Here is a 24,771-nt window from a genome sequence, read left to right as displayed (position 1 = left end):
TTCGTTTCGCTCCGGACGGGACCGTATCCCGTTCGGAGCGAAAGAGGTGCGTACGGAAGGCGTCCTCACGCCGGAAATCACTTCGCGTCGATGGTCGAGACTCCGAAGGTGATCTCTTCGAGCACGTCCAGCAGCACCTGCACCGTTTCGAGCGCCGTGAAGATCGTCACGTTGTTCTCGACGGCCGTGCGGCGGATTTCGTATCCGTCGAGCCGGGTATTGTGCTGGTTGATGTCGATGGTATTGATCACGTAGCTCACGTGGCCCTGACGGAGCGCGTCGATGATCTCCGAACTGCCCTCGCTCAACTTGCGCCGCGTGCGGGTGCGGATGCCGTGTTCGCGCAGGAATTCGGCGGTCCCGGTCGTCGCCTCGACGTTGAAGCCGAGGTCGTAGAAACGCCGCACGAGGGGCAGCGCCTGCTCCTTGTCGTGGTCGGCGATGGTGACGAAGATCGTGCCGTAGTTGCAGACGTTCATGCCCGTCGCCTGCAACGCCTTGTAAAGCGCGCGGGTGAGCTTGTCGTCGTAGCCGATGGCCTCGCCCGTGGATTTCATCTCAGGCGAGAGGTAGGAATCCATGCCGCGGATCTTGGCGAACGAGAAGGCCGGCGCCTTGACGTACCAGCGTTTCTTCTCCTTGCCGTATACTTCGGTGACGCCCAGTTCCTTCAGCGTCTTGCCCAGAATCACCTGCGTGGCGATATGGGCCATCGGGACGCCCGTCGATTTGGAGAGGAACGGCACCGTGCGCGACGAGCGGGGATTGACCTCGATGACGTAGACTTCGTCGTTGCCGTCGAGGATGAACTGGATATTGTAGAGACCGATGATGCCGATCCGCAGACCGAGCTTCACCGTGTAGTCGATGATCTTGTCCTTGGCCTTCTGGCTGACGCTGAAGGTCGGATAGACGCTGATCGAGTCGCCCGAATGGATACCCGTGCGCTCGACATGCTCCATGATGCCGGGGATAAAGACGTCCTTGCCGTCGCAGATGGCGTCCACCTCAAGCTCCTTGCCCATGATGTAGCGGTCTACCAGCACCGGCGAGTCGTCGTTGACCTCGACGGCCGTCTGCAGGTAGTGGCGCAGGCGCTCCTCGTTCGAAACGATCTGCATGGCGCGGCCGCCCAGCACGTAACTCGGACGCACCAGCACCGGATAGCCGATGCGGGCGGCGGCCTTCACGCCCGACTCGATGTCGGTGACGGCTTCGGCTTCGGGCTGCGGGATGCGCAGCTCCTCCATGATCCTCTCGAAGCAGCCGCGGTCCTCGGCGTTGCGGATAGCTTCGCAGTCGGTGCCGATGATGGGCACGCCCAGCCGGGAGAGCGGCTCGGCGAGGTTGATGGCGGTCTGTCCGCCGAGCGACACGACGATCGCCTTCGGTTTTTCGAGGTGGATGACGTTCATCACGTCCTCGACCATCAGCGGCTCGAAGTAGAGTTTGTCGCTGGTGGTATAGTCGGTCGAGACGGTTTCGGGGTTGTTGTTGATGATGATGGCTTCATAGCCCGCTTCGCGGATCGACCAGATGGCGTGTACGGTCGAATAGTCGAACTCGACGCCCTGACCGATGCGGATCGGACCGGAACCGAGCACCACGATCTTCTCCTTGTCGCTCACCTGCGACTCGTTCTCGTCCTCGTAGGTCGAGTAGAAATAAGGCACGTAGGAACTGAACTCGCTGGCGCAGGTGTCGATCATCTTGTAGACCGGGAAGATGCCGTTCTTCTCGCGCAGCAGGTACATGTCGTGCTGCGAGACGCCCCACAGCTGGCCGATGAACTTATCGCTGAAACCCATGCGCTTGGCTTCGCGCAGCACTTCGATATCCATCGGAGCGGCCTCGACGACGCGCTCGAATTCGACGATATTCTTGAACTTTTCGAGGAAGAACATGTCGATTTTCGTGCGGTTGTAGATCAGCACCAGATCGACGCCGCCGCGGATCAGCTGCGCGATGGCATACAGCCGGTCGTCGGTAGGCTCGGCGATGTATTCCAGCAGCCAGTCGTTCGTCCAGTCTTCGAACTTCTTGTGGTAGATATGGCAGACGCCGGTTTCGAGCGAACGCATCGCCTTCAGCAGGCTCTCCTCCATCGTGCGGCCGATCGACATCACCTCGCCCGTGGCTTTCATCTGCGTACCGAGCTTGTTCGACGCGTCGCTGAACTTGTCGAACGGGAAGCGGGCGACTTTGGTCACGACGTAGTCGAGCGTCGGCTCGAAGCTGGCGGGCGTATTGGCCAGCATGATCTCGTCGAGGGTTAGACCCACGGCCACCTTGGCCGTAACGCGCGCGATCGGATAACCGCTGGCCTTCGATGCGAGGGCCGAGGAGCGCGACACGCGGGGATTCACCTCGATCAGGTAGTATTTGAACGACAGGGGGTCGAGTGCGAACTGCACGTTGCAGCCGCCTTCGATCTTCAGCTCGCGGATGATCTTCAGGGCGCTGTCGCGCAGCATCTGGAACTCCTTATTGGTGAGCGTCTGGCACGGCGCCACGACGATCGAGTCGCCCGTATGGACGCCCACGGGGTCGATGTTCTCCATGCAGCAGATGCTGATGGCCGTGTCGTTGTGGTCGCGCATCACCTCGAACTCGATCTCCTTGTATCCCTTGATGCTCTTCTCGACGAGCACCTGATGTACGGGCGAAAGGAACAGGGCGTGGCGCATCATCTCGCGCAGCTGCTCCTCGTTGTCGGCGAAGCCGCCGCCCGTGCCGCCCAGCGTATAGGCGGGACGCAGCACGACGGGATAGCCGATCTCGGCGGCGACCTCGACGGCCTCCTCGACCGACATGGCGATCTTCGACTCGATCACCGGCTCGCCCAGCGATTCGCACAGCTCCTTGAAAAGTTCGCGGTCCTCGGCACGTTCGATCGACTCGAACGAGGTGCCCAGAATCTCGACCTGACACTCTTTCAGAATGCCCTTCTTGGCGAGCTGCACCGCGAGGTTCAGACCCGTCTGCCCGCCCAGTCCCGGCACGATGGCGTCGGGGCGTTCGAAGCGGATGATCTTGGCGACGTATTCGAGCGTCAGCGGCTCCATGTATACCTTGTCCGCAATATGCGTGTCGGTCATGATCGTGGCGGGGTTCGAATTCACGAGAATCACCTCGTAGCCCTCTTCCTTGAGTGCGAGGCAGGCCTGCGTGCCCGCATAGTCGAATTCGGCGGCCTGTCCGATGACGATCGGACCCGAACCGATAACCATTACCTTCTTTATATCTCTTCTCTTAGGCATTTTTACGCTCCTCCATTATTTTGGTAAACTTTCTGAACAAATAGCCGCTGTCCTGCGGACCCGAAGCGCTCTCCGGGTGATACTGCATCGAGAAAACAGCGTCGCCGACACACTCCACGCCCTCGGCCGTGCCGTCGAGCAGGTTTACGTGGGTCAGCTCTAGCCCCGTACCGGCCAGTGAATCGACGTCCACGGCGTAGCTGTGGTTCTGGCTCGTGATCTCGATCTTGCCGGTGGCCAGATTCTTCACGGGGTGGTTGCCGCCGCGGTGGCCGAACTTCATCTTCACGGTCTTGGCGCCGTAAGCCAGCGAAATGAGCTGATGGCCCATGCAGATGCCGAAGATCGGCAGTTTGCCGCGCAGCTGCCTGACCAGCTCGATCACGGGCGTCACGTCCTGCGGGTTGCCGGGACCGTTCGACAGCACGACGCCGTCGGGACGGAAGGCCATGATCTCCTCCAGCGTCGAGTCGAACGGCACGACCGTCACGTTGCAGCCCACGCGGTTCAGCTGGCGGATGATGTTGTACTTGATGCCGCAGTCGACCGCCACCACGTCGTATTTGTGGTTGGGGACGCGCGACATCCAGCGTTTCTTGCAGCTCACGCGCGAAACCATGTCGTGGGGAAGGGCGTACTCGCGCACTTTGCGGAGCGCCTCTTCGAGGGGCGTGTCCGCGCCGGTGATAATCACCTTCTGGGTGCCTTCGTTACGGATGATGCGCGTCAGGGTGCGGGTGTCCACGCCCCAGATCGCGGGAATGTCATGCTCCTCGAAGACCTCGTTCAGGGTCTTCGTATAGCGGAAGTTGCTCGGCGAGTCGTTGTACTCGCGCACGATCATGCCGCCGATGGTCGGAGTCTTCGTTTCGTAATCCTCGTCGGCCATACCGTAATTACCGATCAGCGGATAGGTCATCACGACCATCTGGTCCGTGTAGGAGGGGTCGGACATAATCTCCTGATACCCCACCATCGAGGTATTGAAGACGATCTCGTTAATGACCTCGCGGTCGGCGCCGAAGCCGTAGCCGTAAAACTCACGGCCGTTCTCCAAGACAATTTTCTTCGTAAATGGTTTCATATTTATTTTCGGTACGGGCTTTTCGCATCGCCCCTTTTTATGGATTTGTTTCGTTCTGTCGATCCGGATTCCGCTCCATATGAAACCCGGCATATCTATAATCCCGCTAAATCTTCCTTTGAGAAGGGAGACTTCACAACTGCAATCCATCATCCCGGTATGCCTCCCGGCCCCCGACGACCGTCAGCACGGCGCGGCCCTGCACCGGCCAGCCGGCGAAAGGCGTGGCGCGGCCCTTCGAGAGGAACGCCGCAGGGTCTATCTCGTACTGTGCGCCGAGGGCGAGCACCGTGAAGTCGGCTTCGCCGCCGACGTTCAGGCCGCCGCCCAGACCGAATATCCGGCGGGGATTGTCGGACATCAGCGCGACAAGCTTTTCGAGCGTGAGCGTTCCCGGCAACACCATATATTTATACATCAGCGGGAAAGCGCACTCCAAGCCCACGATTCCCATGGCGCTGCCGGCCAGTCCGCGCGACTTCTCTTCGGCGGTATGGGGCGCATGGTCGGTGGCGATCACCTCAATCGTACCGTCCGCGACGCCCGCGATCAGCGCGTCGCGGTCTTCGCGGCTGCGCAGCGGCGGATTCATCTTGAAGCGTCCGTCCTCCTGCAAATCCTCGTCGCAGAGCAGCAGATAATGCGGCGCCGTTTCGCAGCTCACACGCACGCCGCGGGCCTTCGCACGCCGTACCAGCTCGACGCTCTCCTTGGTCGAGACGTGGCAGACGTGATACTGGCAACCGGTCTTTTCGGCCAGCGCGATGTCGCGTTCCACCTGCTTCCACTCGCTCTCGGAGCAGATACCCTTGTGCCCGTGCGCACGGCAGTATTCGCCGTCGTGGATATAGCCGCCCCGCAGCAGGTCGTCCACCTCGCAGTGGGCCACGACCGGCCGGCCGGCTTTTGCCGCCCGGCGCATCGCCTCCTCCATCAGTTCGTCGGACTGCACGCCGCGGCCGTCGTCCGAGAAGCCGACAACATCGGGCGCGAGGGCCGCGAAATCGACCAGCTCGCCGGCACCCCGCTGTCCCATCGTGATACAGCCGTAAGGCACGACCCGCACCACGGCGTCGCGGCGGATGATCTCGGCCTGCGCACGAAGCGTATCGGGCGCATCGGGCGCAGGGTTCAGGTTCGGCATCGAACAGACCGTCGTGTATCCGCCCCGTGCGGCCGCGGCCGTTCCGGAGGCGATGGTCTCCTTCTGCGAAAATCCCGGTTCGCGCAGGTGGACGTGCACGTCCACGAGTCCCGGAATCACATGCCGGCCGCCGAGGTCCACGGTCCGGTCGGGCGCCGCGCCCGCGACGGGCACGATGCGGCCTCCCTCGACGGCGAACTCCCCGGCCGCAAAACGGCCGCCGGTGTAGATCACGGCATTGGTATAAAGTGTCTTCATCTGTACGAGCGTAAAAAAATAGGGCAACCGAAACAGTTACCCTAATAAAACAAAATTACCGAAAACCGGAGACACGTCGCCCGACCAATAGTCCTGCTGCCAGAATGCCTGCGCTGACGATATGAGGGGGTTACAATTCATAGGTATTCGGAATCGCTGTAATTGAGGACAAAGGTAGGACATTTTTACGGGGCGTGCAAAACTTTGCCGGAAAAATTTTCAACAATCCGCACACACCGGGCCGGGCCGCGGATTCGTCCGTCCATGCCGCTGCGCCCCGCACTCCCGGTGCAGGAAGGTCTCCGCACACCCCGACCTAAAATAAACAATACGCGCCCTGCGACAAAAAAGCACAATTATTTCTACCGATGACGAAAAAATTTCATTATATTTGAAACGATCTTCATGTCAAACTTTAATCCCATTGTTATGAGACAGTTTTATGCACTGCTATGCCTGCTGCTATTCAGCGGCGCATGCTCGGAAGACGACACCCCGAATCCGGCGGTCAAATTCAGTTCGCCCGATTCGGATGTCAAAATTTCACAAGACGGAACCTCTGCCGCGATAACCGCGACACACCATGCAGGCCAGTTCGTCCTCACCATGGAAAAGAATTTCGAAGCCGTGCCGGAATCCGACCGGTCGTGGTGTACGGCCGTCCTGTCGGGGGATCGACTGACGGTCGAAATCGAAGAGAACGCCGAGGAGCTGCGCAACGCCGCAATCTCCATCATGAACGGCGAAAGCGTCATCGGCAAAATCACGGTCGAACAAGGCATCGCGCCGACCCTGAGTCTGGAAAGCAATACGGCGGAGTTCACCAACGAGGGGGGGGGAATTGACCCCATCACGGTAACCACGAATCAGGAGCGATGGGACGCCGCCTGCGACGCAGGATGGATAACGATCTCCAAAGAGGGCGACAAACTCCGCCTCACGGCGTCGCCCAATCCCGACGGCGGAAACCGGCCGGCCGTGGTGACGGTCACCACCGGCTGCAAGGACAACCCCGCCGAGGTGTCGGCCGCCATCAACGTCACCCAAGGTCCTCCGTCGCTCATCCTCGAATACACCGTCCCGGCAGGCGGCAAGATCATACTGCCGCTCTCCGGCGCCATCGACTGCACGGTCGATTACGGCGACGGATACAGCGAGAAACTCGCCCTGACCCTCAACCCCGCGACGGGCAGCCTGATAAATTACGAATATGCGGAAGCGGGCGTCTACGAAGTGTCCGTATCCGGTTCGGTGGAACAACTCTACAGCCTGCAGGGACACTCCGAAACCTCCCGCAGCTACCTGACGGCCGTCAAACAATGGGGCAACGTAAACCTGACCTCGATGTACTATGCGTTCTACCTCTGCTCCAACCTGAAAACGCTCCCCGAAAACACGACCGACTCGTTCGCCGAGGTAACCACGTTCAAATACGCATTCGAAGGCTGCAGCGGCCTGCAAACCATTCCGGCCTCGTTGTTCAGCGGCTGCGACAAGGTCACCGACGTATTGGGATGTTTCACCAAATGCGCCTCGCTCACGTCGGTTCCCGAAAATCTGCTCGCCCCGCTCAAAAACGTCACGTCGCTGCAAAGCTTCCTCGCCCACTGCAAGCAGCTCAAAACCGTTCCGGCCGGATTTTTCGCCCGAAGCCCCCAGATCACGACGCTGAAATACACCTTCTCCGGAAATACGGCCTTCGAAACGCTGCCTGCGGGCCTGTTCAAGGGACTAGCCAACGCCACGAACTTCGAGGAGACTTTCTACGGCTGCACCGCACTCAAAGAGATTCCCGACGAATTTTTCGCAGGATGTACGTCGGCCGACATTTTCCGAAGCTGTTTCTTCGGCAACAAAGCCCTGACGAAAGTGGGCAGAAACGTATTCAAAGGGTGCACCAACGTCACTTCCTACAAATGGCTTCTGGCAAACTGCACCGAACTTGTGAGCGTTCCCGCCGACATGTTCGACGACAGCCGTAAGGTCACCGACTTCAGCGGCACATTCCGCGATGCGGCCAAACTCGCCGTCGAATCGCCCTACACGACCATCGACGGCGTGAAAGTACACATCTACGAACGTTCGCTCCACCCCGACGCATTCACCGCGCCGAAGAGTTTCGGCACCTGCTTCCGCGGATGCACGGCGCTGACCGACTGGGACGCGATCGGCAGCGGCTACGCCGCATGGACCAAATAACCCTCCTGCCTTCCGACAAAGTAGAGGCGGCTCCGAAATTTCGGAACCGCCTCTGTTTTTCGCACGCAGGGCGCGCCTGTCATTTTCCCGGTTGGCGACAGCCCTACTTGACGATAATCAGGTCCACGCCCGCCTCCTCGACGATGGCGACCATCTGTTCGGAAATCCGGTCGTCGGTAATAATGACGTCTATGTCCTCCAGCGCGCAGATGCGTCCGAAGCCGCGCTGTCCGAATTTCGAAGAGTCGGCCAGCACGATATTCTGCGACGACGCCTTCATCATCTTGCGCGTGAGCTTCGCCTCGTCGATCGTGGAGGTCGTGATGCCGTGTTCGAGGTCGATGCCGTCCACGCCGAAGAAAAGCTTCGAGCAGATGCAGTCGTCGAGCGAACGCGCGGCCTCCTCGCCCAGCACCGACAGCGACTTCTTGTGCACCGTGCCGCCCAGCTGCACGACATTGACATTTTCCGCCTCGTTGAGCAGCACGCCCAGCCGCAGGAAGGGCGTAACGATGTTCAGGTGATGCCACTGGCGCGCCTTGATCTCCTCGGCAAAGGCATAGATCGTCGAGCCGGAAGCGACGATGATCGAATCGTTATCCTCCAGCAGTTCGAGGGCGCGCTGGGCGATAAGCCGCTTGGAGTCGCGGTTGATGTTGTCCTTGACATGCACGTCCATATCGGCCACATGGGGGTTGGCGGGACGGGCGCTGCCGTGCACTTTGTAAAGCAACCCTTTGCTTTCCAGTATCTTGACATCCTTGCGGATCGTCACTTTCGTAACCCCCAGTTCGTTGGCGACGTCGGTAATACGCACGAACCCGTATTTGTTCAGGTTATCGAGGATGTATTTGTGTCGTTCGGCAATACTCAGCATATCACTCTGTCTTTTAGCAGTTAATTGAACAAAGGTAACAATTTTTTTCTCAGATTTCAAAATAAAGTATCCGAAACCGCAACCGGCTCCGGACACTTTCGAACCCGAAAGTCCATATCGTTTTCCCGTACGGGACAAACACGTCTAATCATGCTCCGGTTCGGCATCGTAACCGTCGGCGCGGGCGCCCCACATCAGCAGAAAAACCAGCATGCCCACGACGGCCATGCCGAGGATGCCGACATAGGCCCAGTTCCAGCCGTAATGCTGCGCCACATAGCCCAGTCCGACACCCGAAACGACGGTGCTCGCGTAACCGAACAGACCCGTAAGACCGTTGGCCGTCGCGGCGGCGTTCTTCGTAGCCTGATTCGCCGCGGCGATGCCGATCAGCGCCTGCGGACCGTAGATGCAGAAACCGGCGGCGCAGAGGGTCGTGAAGAGCAGCCAGACGGGAGCGTCACCGGGCAGCTGCCAGAAGAGGAAGACGAAAATCGCGGCTCCCGCCATGCAGAATACGCAGGTGCGGTGGGCACGGCCTTTCAGCCACCTGTCCGTCGCCCAGCCGGCGACCAGCATGCCGACGATGCCCGCAATCTCGAACATCGCCACGAGCCAGCCGGCGTGCTCCATGCTGACGCCCTTCGACTGGCTCAGCAGCGAAGGCCCCCAGTCGAGGACCGAAAAGCGGACGACATAGACGAAGAAATTGGCAAAACCCAGAATCCAGATCAGCGGGTTCTTGAAGACGTGCTTCATCAGGAATGCACGGTGCTCGGCACCTTTGGCGGCTTTCTTCTCCTTCCTGACCTCGGTGCCCTCCAATTCGGGAAGCCCCACCGACGAGGGCGTGTCGCGCAGGAAGACGACAAGCCCGATAGCGCCTGCGAACGAAATGGCGGAAGGAATCCAGAAACACCATTTCCACGCCCCGGCATGCGCAGCGGCCGCCATGACGCGCTCCATACCCGCGGCGTCACCGGGCTGTACGCCCAGATTGGCGGCCATGGCCGCCACGGCGTCGGGATCGGCCGAGACGTTCATGCCCAGCGTACCCATGATATATCCGCAGAGGATCACGACCAGACCGGCCCCGATCGAGTGCGAGGTATTCCACACCGACATCTTCGTCGCCAGCTGCGTGGGCGGAATCCAGTGGGTCAGCAGACGGGCGCAGGGCGGGAATCCCGTTCCCTGCAGCATGCCGTTTATCACCCACATGATACCCATGAAGAGGATCATCGTATTGGTGAACTGCGAACCGTCGTGCTGGCCCGTGATCCAGTAGGAGACGTCTTCGCCGAATCCGAAGGCGAAGTTGGCCAATGCGCAGAGCGCAAGTCCGACAGCCATGTACCAGCGGGCGTTCATCCGGTCGGCCAGAATGCCGTTCACGAAACGCGAAAGTCCGTAGACCACGCCGTTCAGGGTCAGGAAAATTCCCAGACTGGTTTTCGAGATCCCCAGATCGGCCTCAAGGCCGGGCATGGCCAGCGAAAAGTTTTTACGCACGAAATAAAAGAGCGCGTAACCGATCATCGTGGCGACGATCGTACGGGTCTGCCAGTACTTGAAGCGCTTGGTTTGTTCAGGAGTCATTTCGGAATGAAAGTTTAGTAGTTTCAGAAAGCAAATATACTACTTTATTTCCCAAATGCTATTTTATTTCCCAAATTCCGCCTTTTCCGAAGAGTTTGTCGAGCCATTCATCCATCCATCCGCAGCGGAACGCGATATCGATCACCGTAAAGCGGCTGCGCATGTAGGGTATCTTTTCGAAGCTGGCGCGGAACTTGGCGCGCGAAACGCCGATATGCTCCGGCTCGTAAGGCGCCCCGACCAGTTCGAGACGGCGGCGGACCTCGCCGAAGGGAATGATCTGCCGGCGGATATGGCCGCTCAGCGCGGGCCACGCCTTCTGCAGACGCTGCAGCTGGCGGCGCAGCCCCTCCTTATCGACATACTTGCCTTTGGTCTCGACCAGACCGCGGGCCACGAACTCAGGATCGTTGTCGAAAATCCGGTAGATATCCTTTTCGGTCTCCTCCCACGATTTCCATGCGGCGACGCATTTTTCGACGTCGAGCGTCTCGACCGGCGTATCGAGCAGCATCTCGATAAAAGCCGTCGAAGCCAGCGTGCCGATGCCGACCTTGAAACCGTGCGAGACGGATGCGCCGTTGTATTTGAGGTGCTCCATGTCCCAAAGGTGGCTGAACTGGTGTTCGGCGCCCGACGCGGGGCGGCTCGACTGCGTAGCCTGCATCGCGAAACCGCTCAGCAGCAAACCTTCGGCCAGCTGTTCGACCTTGGCCACATTGCCGGCACGCACGCCTGCGGGGTCGCAGAGGGCGTCCTTCAGTCCGTCCTGCACCACCGAAAAGGCGAATTCGTCGAGCAGTTCGGAGCCGACCGCATCGGCGAGCATCCAATCGGCCCCGGCCGGAATCTTCGCAATCAGGTCGGCATATCCCGACGCCGACATTTTCGCAGGCGCGGCGGCGGCGATCGTCGGATCGAGCACCATGCCCAGCGGAGCCGGACAGTCGAAGGTCTGTTTGTTGCCGTCCTTGGTGATCGAGGCTCCGTAGGCCGTATAGCCGTCCATCGACGCCGCGGTTCCCACGACCATATAGCGGCGCCCGTTGTGGTGCGAGCAGAGTTTGGTCAGGTCGTTGATAACGCCCGATCCCACTGCGACGGGAATGGCGTCGGTGCGGGACAGCACCCCGTCCAGCTGTTCGACGAACGTCCACTCGGCATAAAGCTTCGGATCGGTGAAAACATGCGGCTCGTCCTGCGCAACACCCGCCTGAGCCAGAATCCGGTGAACATCGCCTCCGGCCGCCCGCCACGTATTGGCATCGGCGACGACAAGCGCACGCCTGCCGGGAAAGAGTTCCTTGAACATATCCGCGACCCGCGGAAGGGTTTCGATTCCGATTACCAGAGCTTTGGTATCGGTCGTGCGCGACAGAGCGCTTTCTACTTTATTCATTACTATTAACGATTGAATTAATTCACACAGAAGCGACAAAAGGGCATCCAAAGCAAAGGCAAATATACATAATTATTTGTTTTCACACAACAAATAGCACTCCATTTTTTCCTTTTTTACTTCCTTACGCCAAAATCACAACATAAAAATAGCAAAAAAAGATTTCTTTTTCAGGATTATTCCATGTAAAACAAAGGTCCGGACTCTCCGTAACAAACAATCGTCCGGCACGACAACCGCCCCCATTCCGTCCGTTCCACCACAAAACAACCCCTCTGACAGTAAAATCGAAATAAATGCAAAATCTATTCGGTTTCGTTTTGGAACCTGAGGGATTTTACCTATTTTTGTAAATCAGAAGCACAACAGAAAGAAACAATATGAAAAATACGCTATTTCTATTAACTTGCTTTTTAGCATCATTACCCGCAAGTCCGGCATTTTCACAACCGTCGGCACGCATCGCCGGAGGTCCCTACCTCCAGAACGTGACCGAGGACGGATTCACCGTAATCTGGACGACAACGACGGACGCGGCGGCGTGGGTCGAAACGGCCCCCGATGACGGAACGCACTTCTATGCCGTCGAACGCCCCAAATACTACGACTCGCACCTCGGACGGCGGCGTCTGGGCAAACTGCACCGGGTGCGCGTCGGCGGACTCGAACCGGGCAAAACCTACCGCTACCGCATCATGCAGCAGGCCGTGCTCAGCGACGAAGGCAACAAACGGGTCGTATTGGGCGAGGGCTACGGCAGCGACATACTCAAACACGCGCCCTATCCCGTCACAACGCCCAGCGCGGACCGGAACGAGCTGGAATTCTGGATGGTGAACGACATCCACGGCCGCGATTCCGTCTTCCAGCTGCTTATCGGGGACGCACCGCGCCAGAAGCCCGACTTCGTATGCCTGAACGGCGACCTGCTGAATTCGATCGAATCGGAGAAGGCGCTTTTCGAAGGATTCCTCGCATCGGCGTCGGAGCTGCTCACCCCGGCGGGCATTCCGCTCGTCGTGATGCGCGGCAACCACGACGGACGCGGCAAGTTCGCCCGGCACTGGCTCGACTACTTCCCCACGCCGACCGGCGAAAGTTACTATACGTTCCGCCGCGGTCCCGTCTTCTTCGTCGTACTCGACGGCTGCGAGGACAAACCCGACAGCGACATCCGCTATTACGGGCTTTCGACCGCCGACGCTTACCGCGAACAGCAGGCGCAGTGGCTCAGGGGCGTAGTCGCCGGCGAAGAGTTCCGGTCGGCGCCCTACCGCATCGTCCTGATCCACATGCCGCCCAACAAGGGACGCGGCTGGCACGGCGAGCTGGAGATCGAACGGCTGTTTCTCCCGATACTCGACGGAAGCGGCATAGACCTGATGCTCTGCGGCCACTACCACCGTTACCAATGGATCGACGACCGGAGCCGCGGCGCCGATTTCCCGATCCTGATCAATTCCAACAACGACAAAACGGTCGTCAAGGCCGACGAAAAGGGCATCGACATCCGGGTAGTCGATACGGCAGGCAATGTGCTGAAAGAACACAAGATTACGAAAAACAACCGATAAAAACCATCCATGAAAACTTTCAGACTACTGACAGCCCTTACGCTGGGCACCCTGCTGTGGGGATGCGCCGAAAGCGGCAAAAAGGCCGAAGGACCTTTTTACACCGACATCGAAAGCCGCGCCCAGCTGCACGACTGGTTCCGGTACGCACCGGAGCGTCCGATCGTCGTCAGCGGCCACCGCGGCGGCATGGTGACGGGCTATCCCGAAAACTGCATCGAATCCTTCGAGAAGACCCTCTCGATGATGCCTTCGTTCTTCGAAATCGACCCGCGCCTGACCAAGGACAGCGTGATCGTGCTGATGCACGACGCCACGATCGACCGCACGACCACCGGCACGGGCAAGGTGTCGGACTACACCTTCGAAGAGTTGCAGCAGTTCTTCCTCAAGGACCGCGAAGGCAACGTCACGCCCTATAAGATTCCGACGCTCGAAGAGTGCATCGTCTGGAGCCGGGGCAAGACCATCCTCAACCTCGACATCAAGGACGTGCCGCTGGAGGTGATGTCGGACTTCATCAACCGGCTGGCGCCCGCCAACGTAATGTACACCGTGCGCAACGCCCGGCAGGCCCGCACCTACTTGGACCGCGACCCGCAGGCGATGTTCTCGTGCTGGTGCAAGAACATGAAGGAGTTCGGCGAATACGCCGAAGAGCGCATTCCGTGGTCGCAGATGATGGCCTATGTCGGCACGATGATGCTCCCCGACCAGCAGGAGCTTTACGACAAGCTGCACGAGAAGGGCGTGATGTGCATGATTTCGCTCGCCCCGACCCACGACCGGCGGGCGACCGACGCCGAGAAAATCAAAGGTTACGAACTCGAAATCCCCACGGGATGCGACGTGATCGAAACCGACTATCCCTACCTGTTCCAGCATCTCAATCTAACACGAAAATAATGGCAACATTCGACAAATTCCGCTCGGTTTACACACACGACGAACTGATGGAGCGGCTGCGCGGCATCAAACACGTGGCGCTCGACATGGACGGCACGATCTACATGGGCATGTCGCTCTTCCCCTACACCAAACCCTTCCTCGAAGGGCTGAAAGAGCTGGGAATCGGCTATTCGTTCCTGACCAACAACCCCTCCAAATCCATCGCCGACTACCTACACAAACTCGAAACGCTGGGCATCCATGCCACACGCGAGGAGATGTATACGACGGCGCTGGCGACCATCGACTACATCAAACAACACTACCCCGCAGCCAAACGGCTCTTCCTGCTCGGCACGCCGAGCATGATCTCGGAGTTCGAAGCTGCCGGGTTCGAATCGGCGGCGGATTCGGCCGACGACGTGCCCGACGTAATCGTCGCGGCGTTCGACATGACGCTGCAATACGACCGGCTCTGCCGCGCGGCATGGTGGGTGTCGCAGGGCGTACCCTACATCGCCACCAATCCCGACCGCGTATGCCCCACCGACCAGCCGACGGTGCTGGTGGACTGCGGCTCGATCTGCGCCTGCATCGGGCATGCCACGGGACGGCGTCCCGACATCACGCTCGGCAAGCCCGATCCCAACATGCTTTCGGGCATCCTTTCGCGCCACGGCCTCAAGCCCGACCAGATCGCCATGGTCGGCGACCGCATCTACACCGACGTGGCGATGGCCCACAACGCCAAAGCGATGGGAGTGCTGGTGCTTTCAGGCGAAACGACGCTCGACGTAGCCGACAAAGCCGATCCGCAGCCGCACATCACCGCAGACAGCATCGAAGTGCTGGGCCGGCTGATCCGCGAGGCGCACGGCAAATAGGCAGGCCCGCCTCCGCACCGGGGGCATATCCGGCAGAACGGAGCGGGAAAGCCATGTTCGGACCAACGAAGCGAAAACCCCGTCTAGACCAAAGGACGGGAACAGGCGTACACGAACCAAAGCACGAAAACAGCCGCGCTCGTCCCAAAGAACGGGAACAACCGCACACGGACCGGCAAGCCGGAACGACCTGCACCGACAAAAGGGCCGGAACAACCATGCACGAGCAAACACACCGGAACAATTGCCCACAAACAAAACAGGCTGCAATTATGCCGGTATCAGAAAACCGAATCCAAATGGATTCGGTTTTTCCGTCTCTTTCGCCGGAAAAGCACTATATTTGCGAAGTCAACGACAAACCGCATATCAATATGGAGCACAATATTCTCATCCCGCTGCTGCTGACGCTCGGAGCCGGTCTGGCCACCGGCATCGGCAGCGCGATCGCCTTTTTCGCCCGCCGCACCAACAAGCGGCTGCTGTCGTTCTCGCTCGGACTGTCGGGCGGCGTGATGATCTACGTCTCGTTCGTCGAGTTGTTCCAGCAGGCGCAGACAACTCTTTCGGAGGAGTGGGGCGCGCATACGGGGATAATCGTCACCGTGGTCAGCTTCTTCGCGGGCATCCTGCTCATCGGCGTCATCGACCGGCTGGTTCCCTCGTTCGAGAACCCCCACGAGGCCCACATGGTCGAGGAGATGGACAAACAACCCCGCAACCCCAAACTGATGCGCATGGGCATGATGACGGCGCTGGCCATCGGCATCCACAACTTCCCGGAAGGTATCGCCACCTTCACGTCGGCCGTGGACAACATGGCGCTGGGCGTGGCAATCGCCGTGGCGATCGCCATCCACAACATTCCCGAAGGCATTGCGGTCTCGATTCCGATCTTCTACGCCACGGGCGACCGCAAAAAGGCGTTCAAACTCTCGCTGCTGTCGGGACTCGCCGAGCCGGTCGGCGCACTGCTGGCCTATCTGGTGCTGATGCCCTTCATGTCGCCGACGCTGATGGGCTGCATACTGGCCGGAGTCGCGGGCATCATGGTCTTCATCTCGATCGACGAACTGCTGCCCGCAGCCCGCGAATACGGCGAAGCTCACATTTCGATTTACGGCGTGGTGGCCGGCATGGCGCTCATGGCCGTCAGCCTGATTCTGCTTGCATAGATTATGGACATTCTGCTGCTGATCGTCGGACTGGGACTGATTCTCGCCGGCGCAAATTTCCTGACGGACGGCTCGGCCGCCGTCGCGCAACGCTTCCGGGTTCCGGAATTCATCATCGGCCTGACGATCGTCGCCGTAGGCACCTCGACGCCCGAACTGGTCGTCTCGGTACTCTCGGCCGCGGCGGGCAACAGCGACGTGGCGATCGGAAACGTCGTCGGCTCGAACCTCTTCAACGTCTTTCTGATCCTCGGCGTCTGCGCCCTGATCCGGCCGCTGCCCCTCACCCGGAGCAACATCCGGCGCGACATTCCCTTCGGCATGGCCGCGTCGCTGATCCTGCTGGCCGTCACTTCGGACCGCCTGATATGTGCGGGGGCGGCGGACAGAATCGGCCGCATCGACGGCATCGTCATGGTGGCGCTCTACATTGCGCTGATGTGGTTCACGATCCGCACCACGAAACGGCCCGAAGCGGTGCCCGCCGATGCCGGCGCCAAAAAGCCGGCGGCCCTCTGGCTGGCGGTCGTCATGATCGCCGGAGGACTCGCCGGGCTGATTTTCGGCGGCGACATGTTCCTGAAAAGCGCCACGGAGATCGCCCGCAGGCTGGGCATCAGCGAATCGGTTATCGCCATTACGCTCGTCGCGGGCGGCACATCGCTGCCCGAACTGGCCTCGTCGGTCGTATCGCTGCTCAAAGGCAAGTCAGAAATGGCGCTGGGCAACGTCATCGGGTCCAACATCGCCAACATACTGCTGATCCTCGGCGTGAGCGCGACGATCCGCCCGCTGACGATGGGCGGCATCACGACGACCGACATTCTGATGGTGGTGCTAAGCTCCCTGCTGTTGCTGCTGACGGCGTTCACCTTCCGCAGGAAGCAGATCGACCGCTGGGAGGGCGCGATCTTCCTGATGATATACGTCGCCTATATCTGGTATCTGATACGCTGACGGACAGATACACGGGCAAAACGTGCCGTCTCCCGGCGGCGTTTGCACACAAGACGAATCCCTGCCGCGGCAGGGATTTTTCACGGCTGCCGGTCCAGATAGCGGTCGATCAGCCGCGGCACGGCATAGTCGCCCAGCGTGGCGGTCGGCACGGAGGGGAAATCCACAGGGGAAAAGATCTCGAAGCGGTGGAACACGGCATGCAGCGTCTGGTGCGAGAGCTGGTGTTTCGGCATTGCAACGCTCCGCAGCAGACGCCATTCGACGCCACCCAACACGGTTCGGAACTCTTCCGAATCGGTTAGTTCCGAGAAATCCGCCGCACGGTCCGTCTCGATCATCGGAAACTCGTACAATCCCTGCCAGATGTCGCCTTCCCCGCGCCGCCGCAACAAGGTCCGGTCGCCGCATGTGACGTGCAGGTAGTTGAACCAACGGTCGCGCACCTTGGTTTTCGCCTGCTTGACGGGACGCTCCGCAACCGTTCCTGCGGCCAGAGCCAGACAGCGCGCCGCAAGCGGACAGTCGGCGCATCCGGGCTGCGCCGGAGTGCATTGCAGCGCCCCGAAATCCATGACGGCCTGATTGTAACGCCCCGGACAACGCATATCGAGCTGCGTTTGCGCCAATTCAGCGAACGTGCGCTTTCCGGCCGTGGAGTCGATCGGAAGGTCGATATCGAAAAGCCGCGCCAGCACCCGGAAAACATTGCCGTCGAGCACGGCGCAGGGAGCGTCGTAAGCGGCCGAGCAGACGGCCGCGGCGGTATAGTCGCCGACGCCCCGCAGCGAGCGGACCTCGTCGTAAGACCGGGGAAACACGCCTCCGAACCGCTCCGCGACCTGCCGCGCCGCAGCGTGCAGGTTGCACGCACGGCTGTAATAGCCGAGTCCCTGCCACAACTTGAGCACCTCGTCCTCCGGAGCGGCGGCCAGCGACCCGACGTCGGGAAAGCGCTCCGTGAAGCGCAGGTAATAGTCCATGCCCTGTGCGACGCGGGTCTGCTGGAGGATAACTTCGGAAAGCCAGATGCGGTAAGGATCGCGGGTGCGTCTCCAAGGCAGATCGCGGCCGTGTCGGGCGTACCAGTCCAGCAATATATCGGAAATGTTGTCCATATTCTGTCTGCAAAAGTAGCAATTTTCCCGTTTAGGCTCTATATTTGAAGAAACCAAGCCGACATCTAAAACTCAGGATTATGGAAAAGAAACACGAACTGATCGACAACGCTGCGGAAAAGCGATACGAATTCGACCTCGACGGGGACCTCGCCATGATCGAATACATCAAGGCGCAGGGATTCATCGTCCTGACGCACACCGAGGTTCCCGAAAAATACGAAGGACAGGGCATCGGCTCGGAGCTGACGCGCGCCGTATTGGAGGATCTCCGCGCCAAAAAACTGCCGATGATCCCCCAGTGCCCCTTTGTGGCACAATACATCTACCGCCATCCCGAATGGGCGGACGTGGTGCTGAAGGAAGTACCCGCCAAATAACGCAGGAACCGGCCGGACAAGCGGTCTCAGACGATTTCACCCCTGCGCAGCGAAGTGCGGCAGGGGTGAATTTCATTTTTCAGGGCCGGGTCCTGCAATTCCGACGGTCAGCAAACTCAGAAATCGTCCGTACGGAAAGGAACGACCGGCAGTTCGCGGGTATCGGCCAGATTGCCCGGCTGGAAATCGCGGAAGCAGTAGCGCACGGCCACGGGTTCCGGCACTTTCTCCGACGAAACGACCAGAGCGAACTGGTTTTCGACGACCGCATCGGCCGGATAAAATACCTTGTCGGCGCCGCAGATCTCGAATCCGCGGATGTCGGCCATCCGGTTGAAACCCTGATCCATATACTTGAACCTGACATGGGCCTTGCCGTCGCGGATCTCCATCGACTCGTACTGCGGGCTTTGGCAGGCGATCTCCTTCATCCCGTAGGTCTTGTTCAGCGCCATGAAAGCCAGCCGGTACCCCACGTCCCGCTTGTTCTTCGGGTGGACATTGCAAAACTCATAAGGCTCCACCAGATCGTTGGTGCAGATCATGCCGCTGTTGGGAATCAACTCCTGCGCCCGGCACTGCGCTTCGCGCAGGTAGGGCGACTTCCCGTTGCCGTACTCGAAGGGAGCGATCTCGACGTAATAGAACGGCAGGTCGTCCCGCCCCCACAATCCGCGCCACAACGAGACCATATCGGCCAGCCGCGCGGCGTAATCCATGTAGCGGCCGACGTTCGATTCGCCCTGATACCAGAGGAATCCGCGGACGGTATAGCCCGCCACAGGACGGAGCATGGCATTGTACATGACCATCGGACGCAGGTGCTGCGCGACGCGGGAGATTCCCTCTTCGGTCAGGTCGATGTCCGAATAACCGCTCAGCACTTCGCGGCTCATCCAGCTTTCGACGCGGCTTCCGCCCCACGAGCAGTCGATGATGCCGACCGGAACGCCGAGCACGTCGTTGAGCATTTCGGCGAAGAAGTAACCCGCAGCGGTGAATTTCGCCGCAGTAGCGGTCGTGCAGGGCGTCCAGCTTCCGGCCGTCCGGTCCTGCGGCGTATAGGCTGCGGCATGCGGAATCTTCACATAATGGAGTTTTCCGCTTTTGGCGCCCGCGCGGGCGATGATCTCGTTCGCATCCGTAACCGGACACTGCCAGAAACCGCCGAGCGGCATCTCCATATTGCTCTGCCCTCCGGCGAACCACACTTCGCCGATCAGCACGCGGTCGAACGTCACGCGGTCGCCGCTGGCGAAGGTAATCCGCTGCGGCTCGTAACTTCCGGCCGGCGTCCGGACCGATACGGCCCAGCGGCCGTCGGCGTCGCTTTTCACGGCGGCTCCGGCGCCCCACGAGGTCTCGACTTTCACCGCGGCATGCGGCTCGGCCCAGCCCCACAACCGGACCTCGGCATTCTGCTGAAGCACCATGTCGTTGCCGATGATTTCGGGCAGCCGGATTTTAGCCGCGGCGCCCCATACGGCCGCAAGGGCGATAAAAAGCAGGAGGATTCTTTTCATAACGGATCGGTATCGAATTTCTGCAAAAATACGATTTTTCGGCGGATGAAAAACAACGGAATGCGGAAAATTTCCTCGTAATTAATATAGGTATCTGTTTTTTTGAAAAAATCCCGCCGGAAAATTTGGTTTATTATATAAACTACTTTATATTCGCAATATATTTATGGCACAATAAAAGAATCTTAAAAAACCGAACAGCATGGAACTCACGAACACCTCCCCGGACAAACGCCGCCTTTTCGGCCGCTGGTTCGCACGCCGCATCACCACCTACCTCGTAGTCTGCGCATTCCTCGCCTTCGTCAACTGGCAGACCTCGCCCCATTACTGGTGGGTGGCATGGGTCGCAGCAGGATGGGGGCTGAATCTGGTGCTGTCGCTGGTCTGGTATCTCACCGACTGCGACGACGAAAACAATTACCGCTAAAACCTCCGCAACCATGAAAGCATGGAAACTCGTCCTGACCGTCATTTTTGCGCTGGCATCCGTTGCCGCCGCGGCCAAAACCCTTGAAATCACCGTAACGGACATCCGCAGCGACAAAGGCAATGTTCTGGCGATGGCGAAAGTCGCCGGACATGAACAGCCCGTATACGGCATGTCGCCCGCCAAGAGGGGCGAAGTCGTGGTAACGCTCGAAGGCATCGACGCCGAAACGGCCGAGGTATCGCTCCTCCACGACGAGGACGGCGACTACAAAATGAAGACGGGCGAACGCGGCCCGGCCGAAGGCTATGCCGCGAAAAAGCGCGCCCTGCCCGCAGAGCGGAACGCCGTGACGATACGCCTCCGCTACCCTGCCGCGGAATAAACCGCCGCCCCGCATACGGCAGAAACGCCGCAGAAGACGCGCAGACATCCGGTGAAAAGCGAAGAACACCCGGAACAAATTCGTAACTTTAACCCCGAAATCCGACAGACATGGAAGACAGAAAGCTGGATGCCGCCGAGAGTTTGGCACTCATCGGGCGGATGATCGAAAATACCCGCAGCCGCATGGTCCGCAACGCCGGACGGCCGTTTCTGGCGTGGGGCTATGCGACCGCCGCGACATTGATCGCCGTATGGGCCGCAGTGTCCTGCACCGGAGACATACGCTGGAACTACCTTTGGTTCATGCTACCCCTCTTGGGCGGCGCGCTGATGTACTTCACGCGCCCCAAGGCGGCCGAAGGCTCGGTGCACACCTACGTAGACCGCGTACTCGACCTCATCTGGAGCGTAATAGGCCCCGCCACCCTGCTGATAAGCACGCTGGCGATCTGTTTCGTCGTCCGGTTTCCGGTCGCATTCACCGTATTGCTGATGATCGGTCTGGGCACGACCATCAACAACCTGATCATCGGCTTCAAGCCCGGCGTGGCAGGCGGCATCGCCGGAATCGTGCTGGCGTCGGTCTCGCTCGTCGTCACCGGAAACTGGCACGCCGGACTGTTTCTGGCAGCCTTCGTCCTGATGACGATTATTCCGGGGCATATCCTCAATTACCGGTACAGACACTCCCGCAGCGACGTGTAACAAGCGGCCGGACCGCGGCCCGGCAGGGCGACGAAAGACGGCGCAGCAGAGGAAGACGGCAGTACGGAGGAAGACGGCGCAGCGACCGAAAACGGCACTGCGGAGGGCGGCGCGGCAACGGACAGCACTGCGGCAGATGGCGCGGCAACGGGCAGCGCACCGGCGGACAGGCCGCTGGACGCCGCCGAAAACATCGCACTCGTCGGCCGCATGATCGACAACACCCGCAGCCGCATGGTCCGCAACGCCGGGCGGCCGTTCCTGATATGGGGCTATGCGACCGTCGTCACGACACTCGCCGTATGGGCCGCCTACGCACTCTTTCCGGGCCGGAACTGGTACTACCTATGGCTGCTGCTGCCCGTATTCGGAACCGCGCTGAGTCTGCTGACGATGCCCAAGGCGGACGGCGGCAGGGTCTACACCTTCATCGACCGCGTAATCGGTCAGGTATGGCTGGTAATGGGTCTCACGGCGTGGTTCGTCAGCCTGCTCTCGGTATTCGGCGACATGCCGGTCCCGATCCTCTTCGTCATCCTGCTGATGATGGGCATGGGAACAGCCATCACGGGGCTTGTCATCCGCTTCGTCCCGGCCGCCGTCGGCGGGGCCGCGGCGATCATCCTCGCCCCCGTATCGCTCGCCGCAACCGGTTACTGGGTGCCGGCGCTCTTTATCGCCGGATTCGTCGCAATGATGATCGTGCCGGGGCATATTCTCAACTACAAGTCGAATCATCCGAAACAATAGCCGTATGGAAGAACGGAAAATGTCCGAAAAAGAGGCGATGGAGCTGATCGCCCGCTCGCTCGAAGCGCAGCGCCGCAAACTGAGTTTCGTGCGGAGCACGCTTTTCTTCGGCGCAGGAGCGCTGGCGCTGGCCGTCACAACGGCGGATTACGTCGTCCGGCGGACGACGGGCCGGGATTTGACGCTGATGCTGGTCCTCGCCGGGACGGTCGCCGGGCTGGCCGCACTCTATTTCCATTACAGAAGTCACCGCACGGTCACGGCCAACGACCGGACACTGATGAACGTCTGGGCCTATGCGCTCGGCGTATGTCTCTACACTGCGGGATACGTAGCCGCGGGCGACGGACTGCAGCTGCCCGTCATGGGACTGCTGACCATGGGCGCAGCCATTGCGGCGGGCGTCACGGGCGAACTGTTCCGCCGCAGCGAAGCCAACCGGTCGAACCAGAGCGGATCGCTGGGCGGACTGCTCTTCATCAGCATTGCGGGGGCATTTCTCGCCGCATGGATTTTCCGGGCCGCAGCAGCAGGAGAGACCGTCTCCCAATTCATACTCACCCTTGCGGCAGCCGTCATCCTCTTCTTCGGAACGGGAATCGTGCTGCGCTACAACGAACGCAGGAACCGTGTTTAAAGAACTCAACCCCCTGCTGCATTCCGAACTGCGTCTGGCCGTGATGTCGATCCTCATTGGGGTCGAAAGCGCCGATTTCGTCTTCATCCGGCAGCAGACCGGAGCCACGGCGGGCAACCTTTCGGTACAGCTGGACAAGCTGGCGAAAGCGAATTACATCGAAATCGAAAAGACCTTCCGGGGCAAGATGCCCTGCACCGTCTGCCGCATCACCGACACGGGACGCGACGCCTTCGCCGAATACGTCGCGGCGTTGCAGACCTATATCCGGAAATAAAACGCCCGCCGGATACAAGAGACCCGCGGGAATTTTTATTGCGGCCAACAATTACAGCGTACAGAAAAACGTCACCAGAAACGGAACGCTGAAATCGAGCGTGCAGCCGTGGAAAATCGAAACCACGGCATAGGGCTTTCCGGCCGCCTGCGTGATGACGGGCAGCGTGGTGTCGAAGGTGGTCGCACCGCCGATCGAGACGGCCGCCAGCGGTCCGCACCAACGGACGACCAGCGGCGCGGCCAGCAGCGTGAAGATCTCGCGCATGACGTTGCATAGCAGAGCGACGGTTCCCAGCTCCGCGCCCCGGAAATCGGCGATAAAGATGCTCGACAGCGAATAATAGCCGAAACCCGAACCGACGGCCAGCGTATCGGTCACGGCCAGCGGCGGCAGAAGCGGCGTCGCGAGAGCCGCGCCCGCCAGCGTTCCGACGGCAGTCATCACGGGCAGCAGCGCCAGCCGCGGATCGAGCCGCCGGACACGTCCCGCAAGGGTTTCATCATGGCCCAGCGTCACGCCGACACAAAACATCAGCGCATAGAGAACATACGTGCTGACGCGCGCCCCGGCGACATCGAACGGCACGAGAGCGAAAAGTCCCGCGACGCATCCGGCGACGAAGAAGGCGACGATCACCAGACTCCCTTTCAGTGCATTCCACATCGACAGCGGCTTTTCCGGATCGGATGCCGGACAAGCAGGCGCGGGCGTCGGCTCGCACGCCGTCGGTTCCGAAGATTGGGGAGAACACGGCGCGCGAAACAATGCCGGCTCCGAAGGTTCGGGCGAGCATGACACGCGACCCACCGCTGAATCCGAAGGTTCAGCAGAGCATGACGCGCCACACGCCGCCGGATTCGGGAACGTTTCGGAAGATATATCCGCAACAGTCCCGGAAGAGCAATTCGCACCGCAGCCCCCGCCTCCGGTCCCAAGTTCCCGGCCCGAAACAGAGCCTGCAGATGCCGGATTTGCCCCGGTGCCCTCCGTCCCGGAAGCACTGCGGCCCCGGATACGCCGCCACAACAGCCACGAAGCCCCGATGCTTCCCGCGACCGAGAAGACGAAGATCACGAAGGCGGTACGCCCCAGCGTCGCCATGCCGCCCACGACGGCGGGATCGGAACCGACCTCCAGTCCGAGCAGGAACAACAACGCCCAGATGATGACGGCGATCAGCCGGGAGACGAAGGCGAGGCGCCGGCTTTGCAGCAGGCGCCCCGTGACGATTCCTCCGAAAATGACGGCGAAAAGAACAAGCAT

Annotated in this window: 22 protein-coding genes; 13 read left to right on the top strand and 9 right to left on the bottom strand. The window is 60.1% G+C overall.

What is annotated here, in order from left to right; all coding sequences use genetic code 11:
* Positions 1–77 precede the first annotated feature (77 nt).
* From carB to ALFI_RS11280, 3 genes are all read right to left on the bottom strand, one after another.
* Positions 78–3,260 carry a carbamoyl-phosphate synthase large subunit gene (gene carB, locus ALFI_RS11290; RefSeq protein ID WP_014775915.1) on the bottom strand — a complete coding sequence of 1,061 codons (3,183 nt, stop codon included), beginning with the start codon at positions 3,258–3,260 and terminating at the stop codon, positions 78–80.
* Complete coding sequence (carA, locus tag ALFI_RS11285; protein WP_014775914.1) at positions 3,253–4,344, bottom strand: glutamine-hydrolyzing carbamoyl-phosphate synthase small subunit; 1,092 nt, start codon at positions 4,342–4,344, stop codon at positions 3,253–3,255. Before carA ends, carB begins: the two co-directional genes overlap by 8 nt.
* A gap of 133 nt (positions 4,345–4,477) precedes the next feature.
* Entirely contained in the window at positions 4,478–5,746 is a 1,269-nt protein-coding gene (locus ALFI_RS11280; protein ID WP_014775913.1) for a dihydroorotase, read from the bottom strand.
* A gap of 429 nt (positions 5,747–6,175) precedes the next feature.
* Here ALFI_RS11280 and ALFI_RS11275 point away from each other — a divergent pair, with 429 nt between their 5' ends.
* A complete protein-coding gene (locus tag ALFI_RS11275; RefSeq protein ID WP_042493623.1) occupies positions 6,176–7,945 on the top strand; it encodes a BACON domain-containing protein in 1,770 nt (589 codons plus the stop codon).
* 103 nt (positions 7,946–8,048) lie between these two features.
* On the opposite strand, the gene ALFI_RS11270 is transcribed toward ALFI_RS11275, so the two are convergent.
* From ALFI_RS11270 to ALFI_RS11260, 3 genes are all read right to left on the bottom strand, one after another.
* Entirely contained in the window at positions 8,049–8,822 is a 774-nt protein-coding gene (locus tag ALFI_RS11270; RefSeq protein ID WP_014775911.1) for a DeoR/GlpR family DNA-binding transcription regulator, read from the bottom strand.
* A 144-nt stretch (positions 8,823–8,966) separates the two neighbouring features.
* Entirely contained in the window at positions 8,967–10,421 is a 1,455-nt protein-coding gene (locus ALFI_RS11265; RefSeq protein ID WP_014775910.1) for an MFS transporter, read from the bottom strand.
* A gap of 58 nt (positions 10,422–10,479) precedes the next feature.
* A complete protein-coding gene (locus ALFI_RS11260) occupies positions 10,480–11,820 on the bottom strand; it encodes a sn-glycerol-1-phosphate dehydrogenase (RefSeq protein WP_009597413.1) in 1,341 nt (446 codons plus the stop codon).
* 380 nt (positions 11,821–12,200) lie between these two features.
* Here ALFI_RS11260 and ALFI_RS11255 point away from each other — a divergent pair, with 380 nt between their 5' ends.
* The 5 genes from ALFI_RS11255 to ALFI_RS11235 all read left to right on the top strand — a co-directional run bounded on the left by ALFI_RS11255 (position 12,201) and on the right by ALFI_RS11235 (position 17,298).
* Entirely contained in the window at positions 12,201–13,394 is a 1,194-nt protein-coding gene (locus ALFI_RS11255; RefSeq protein WP_014775909.1) for a purple acid phosphatase family protein, read from the top strand.
* A 9-nt stretch (positions 13,395–13,403) separates the two neighbouring features.
* Complete coding sequence (locus ALFI_RS11250) at positions 13,404–14,300, top strand: glycerophosphodiester phosphodiesterase family protein (RefSeq protein WP_009597367.1); 897 nt, start codon at positions 13,404–13,406, stop codon at positions 14,298–14,300.
* Positions 14,300–15,166 (top strand): HAD-IIA family hydrolase, encoded by an 867-nt coding sequence (locus tag ALFI_RS11245; protein ID WP_014775908.1) that lies wholly within the window; start codon positions 14,300–14,302, stop codon positions 15,164–15,166. Before ALFI_RS11250 ends, ALFI_RS11245 begins: the two co-directional genes overlap by 1 nt.
* Positions 15,167–15,540: 374 nt before the next feature.
* A complete protein-coding gene (zupT, locus tag ALFI_RS11240) occupies positions 15,541–16,341 on the top strand; it encodes a zinc transporter ZupT (protein WP_042494075.1) in 801 nt (266 codons plus the stop codon).
* Between the two features lie 3 nt (positions 16,342–16,344).
* Positions 16,345–17,298, top strand: a complete 954-nt coding sequence (locus ALFI_RS11235) for a calcium/sodium antiporter (protein WP_014775906.1) — start codon at positions 16,345–16,347, stop codon at positions 17,296–17,298.
* 80 nt (positions 17,299–17,378) lie between these two features.
* Here the strand turns inward: ALFI_RS11235 and mutY are convergent, their stop codons facing one another.
* Positions 17,379–18,416: an A/G-specific adenine glycosylase gene (gene mutY / locus ALFI_RS11230; RefSeq protein WP_014775905.1), complete on the bottom strand. Its 1,038-nt coding sequence runs from the start codon at positions 18,414–18,416 to the stop codon at positions 17,379–17,381.
* Between the two features lie 80 nt (positions 18,417–18,496).
* Here mutY and ALFI_RS11225 point away from each other — a divergent pair, with 80 nt between their 5' ends.
* Positions 18,497–18,796, top strand: coding sequence for a GNAT family N-acetyltransferase (locus tag ALFI_RS11225; RefSeq protein WP_009597372.1), 300 nt, complete (start codon positions 18,497–18,499; stop codon positions 18,794–18,796).
* Positions 18,797–18,912: 116 nt separating this feature from the next.
* Here the strand turns inward: ALFI_RS11225 and ALFI_RS11220 are convergent, their stop codons facing one another.
* Positions 18,913–20,319, bottom strand: a complete 1,407-nt coding sequence (locus tag ALFI_RS11220) for a sialate O-acetylesterase (RefSeq protein ID WP_014775904.1) — start codon at positions 20,317–20,319, stop codon at positions 18,913–18,915.
* 202 nt (positions 20,320–20,521) lie between these two features.
* Here ALFI_RS11220 and ALFI_RS11215 point away from each other — a divergent pair, with 202 nt between their 5' ends.
* The 6 genes from ALFI_RS11215 to ALFI_RS11190 all read left to right on the top strand — a co-directional run bounded on the left by ALFI_RS11215 (position 20,522) and on the right by ALFI_RS11190 (position 23,505).
* The gene (locus ALFI_RS11215) at positions 20,522–20,749 is read left to right on the top strand and encodes a 2TM domain-containing protein (protein ID WP_009597423.1); all 228 of its coding nucleotides are present in this window, start codon (positions 20,522–20,524) and stop codon (positions 20,747–20,749) included.
* Between the two features lie 13 nt (positions 20,750–20,762).
* Positions 20,763–21,134: a DUF2141 domain-containing protein gene (locus tag ALFI_RS11210; RefSeq protein WP_014775903.1), complete on the top strand. Its 372-nt coding sequence runs from the start codon at positions 20,763–20,765 to the stop codon at positions 21,132–21,134.
* Between the two features lie 110 nt (positions 21,135–21,244).
* On the top strand, positions 21,245–21,841 hold the full coding sequence (locus ALFI_RS11205; RefSeq protein ID WP_014775902.1) for a hypothetical protein: 597 nt from the start codon (positions 21,245–21,247) through the stop codon (positions 21,839–21,841).
* Positions 21,842–22,051: 210 nt separating this feature from the next.
* Positions 22,052–22,591, top strand: coding sequence for a hypothetical protein (locus ALFI_RS11200; protein ID WP_014775901.1), 540 nt, complete (start codon positions 22,052–22,054; stop codon positions 22,589–22,591).
* 4 nt (positions 22,592–22,595) lie between these two features.
* The gene (locus ALFI_RS11195; protein ID WP_014775900.1) at positions 22,596–23,228 is read left to right on the top strand and encodes a hypothetical protein; all 633 of its coding nucleotides are present in this window, start codon (positions 22,596–22,598) and stop codon (positions 23,226–23,228) included.
* Positions 23,221–23,505, top strand: a complete 285-nt coding sequence (locus ALFI_RS11190; protein ID WP_014775899.1) for a winged helix-turn-helix domain-containing protein — start codon at positions 23,221–23,223, stop codon at positions 23,503–23,505. The genes ALFI_RS11195 and ALFI_RS11190 overlap by 8 nt, the downstream gene beginning before the upstream one ends.
* A gap of 51 nt (positions 23,506–23,556) precedes the next feature.
* Here ALFI_RS11190 and ALFI_RS16965 read toward each other — a convergent pair whose 3' ends face one another.
* A complete protein-coding gene (locus tag ALFI_RS16965; RefSeq protein ID WP_155835661.1) occupies positions 23,557–24,771 on the bottom strand; it encodes a LysO family transporter in 1,215 nt (404 codons plus the stop codon).

Origin of the sequence: Alistipes finegoldii DSM 17242, from assembly GCF_000265365.1 — a bacterium.
Classification (GTDB): domain Bacteria; phylum Bacteroidota; class Bacteroidia; order Bacteroidales; family Rikenellaceae; genus Alistipes; species Alistipes finegoldii.
This window is presented reverse-complemented; position numbering and strand designations above follow the sequence as displayed.